The organism is Roseovarius pacificus (genome assembly GCF_900142665.1).
GTDB lineage: Bacteria > Pseudomonadota > Alphaproteobacteria > Rhodobacterales > Rhodobacteraceae > Roseovarius > Roseovarius pacificus.
Genome location: NZ_FRBR01000044.1, coordinates 1 through 1,778, shown reverse-complemented (window position 1 = coordinate 1,778; position 1,778 = coordinate 1). Strand labels below are relative to the sequence as shown.

General features: G+C 54.4%; 3 protein-coding genes. 1 reads left to right on the top strand and 2 read right to left on the bottom strand.

Annotation, left to right across the window (positions count from 1 at the left end; genetic code table 11):
• The first annotated feature begins 160 nt into the window (after positions 1–160).
• Positions 161–916, top strand: coding sequence for a hypothetical protein (locus BUB53_RS22140; protein ID WP_188745053.1), 756 nt, complete (start codon positions 161–163; stop codon positions 914–916).
• A 106-nt stretch (positions 917–1,022) separates the two neighbouring features.
• Here BUB53_RS22140 and BUB53_RS22135 read toward each other — a convergent pair whose 3' ends face one another.
• On the bottom strand, positions 1,023–1,262 hold the full coding sequence (locus BUB53_RS22135) for a hypothetical protein (protein WP_057821661.1): 240 nt from the start codon (positions 1,260–1,262) through the stop codon (positions 1,023–1,025).
• 168 nt (positions 1,263–1,430) lie between these two features.
• Positions 1,431–1,688, bottom strand: a complete 258-nt coding sequence (locus BUB53_RS22130) for a helix-turn-helix domain-containing protein (protein ID WP_057821663.1) — start codon at positions 1,686–1,688, stop codon at positions 1,431–1,433.
• Positions 1,689–1,778: the final 90 nt, after the last annotated feature.

The following is a 1,778-nucleotide window of genomic DNA, read 5'->3' as shown; positions in this document are numbered from 1 at the left end:
CTACGTTTCTGCTGGTTAGCAGATTTGGCTTGGCAAACCGTATGCGGATGTCGATACAGCAAGAGACGTAACATAAACTTCATTATGCGACTTTATACTTAATGTTGCGATAGTATATTATTGTATGTATGCTGAACTCCTGTCACGAAGGCTCCTCAGCATGCGTTATTCATTCAAAAAGCTCCTCCCCTCGGTCGCTGTTGCTCTGGCCCTTGCGGGCGTTTCCTTGCCGATGCCCGCCCGCGCGCAGACATACCCGATCGACTGCGCGATCCTCCTCTGCCTGTCTGGCGGCTGGCCCGCGTCCGTCCCTTGCGCCCGGGCCCGTGCCGAATTCATCCGACGAATTACGCCTTGGCCGGTGGAACCGCCGCTACAAATCTGGCGCTGTCCCATGGGCGCCTCCTATGAGATCGAACCTCAACCGAGCGGAACAAATCGGACCTTCGACGCGTTCTTCCGGACTGATAATGTGCGGCCACGCCAGTCATTTCCCATGACCCGTCAAGCACCTGAAGTAATGGCAAAAACGGCCGTTTGGAGCGTTGACGAAACATCAAACGAGTTCGTTCCCGTCGAACTTGCCCTGCGACTCGTTCAAGATCGTGCAGATATCGACATCAGCGGACCAGAGTTCAATTTTGTCCGATCCATTCGAGTTTTTGATGTTCGCTTCGCCTCTCAGCAAGAAACTGGAGAAAATAATCAATGCCGACGCTATGCGCTGGTCTATCTTGGCACCTACGGCACGCAGGGCAAATTTTCATGGGCCGTATCTGCGCCGACGGCTCTACCCGATGCTCATGTCGGGCTCGAAGGCTGGGGGTCGAACTGCCCAAGCGTTTTTAATCGATCGGTATTCGTGGATTGGCGCGACTACGCGGGTAACTATGGGTTTGAACAGGTCGATTACTGACCCGTTCCAGTGGCCTGTCAAACGTCATTCGCCGCAGACACTCTCCGAGTCAACTCTGCCCAGGGTACCGCTTTATGCACAGATACCCTCGATTGGCTTCGAGTTGTCATGACTGATCTTGCCAGCTGTCGCGCCTCGGAATTTGGGTCAATCCACCGAAGTCGATTTCACGCTTTTCAGCGTCACTGAGGTCAGGCAGACACTTTGAAACCCGCTGCGGGCCATTGACATCCCACATCACCGCCAGCGCGCCCGTATTCCAGCGATACACCCACCCGACAACACTACGCTCATCCATCCCGATCAAATTCGCGATCGCGACGCCTTCGACCTCATCTTCGTTCACTGTTTACTGACTTCCTACAATTCGGCGTTGTGGACAGCAGCCTGGATCTTAAATCGCTTGCTGCAACCGCATGCCGAGCCTGGTTATTATCGGTTACTGTTTGTCCTCGTGATAGCGCTCTTCACACCGGGAGAGCTCAGCACCGGTGTTTTCGATCAATCAAATGGTTCAAATCCTGTGGTCGGGCTCCGTGGCGGCTTCGACGATCGCCAGAACCTCGAATGGGTCAAAGCCGATGGCACGCGCCAAAACGACCAGCTCGACCACGTCGATCCGGCGTTCGCCGCTCTCAATGCGCGCCACGAGAGATTGATGGCACTTGAGCCTGTCCGCCAAGTCGTCCTGACCGAGACCCGCGTTTTTACGCGCGTCGACCAACGCCTGGCACAAAGCCTCTTGCCCTTTGCTTCTAATTGTATTCGCCACGCGTCACATACCTTTTGTGACGTCGCTAGCGGATGAAATCTGTTATCTAAAAAGTAGATATATGAGGGTGTTATCGGCGTCTGGTTTCCA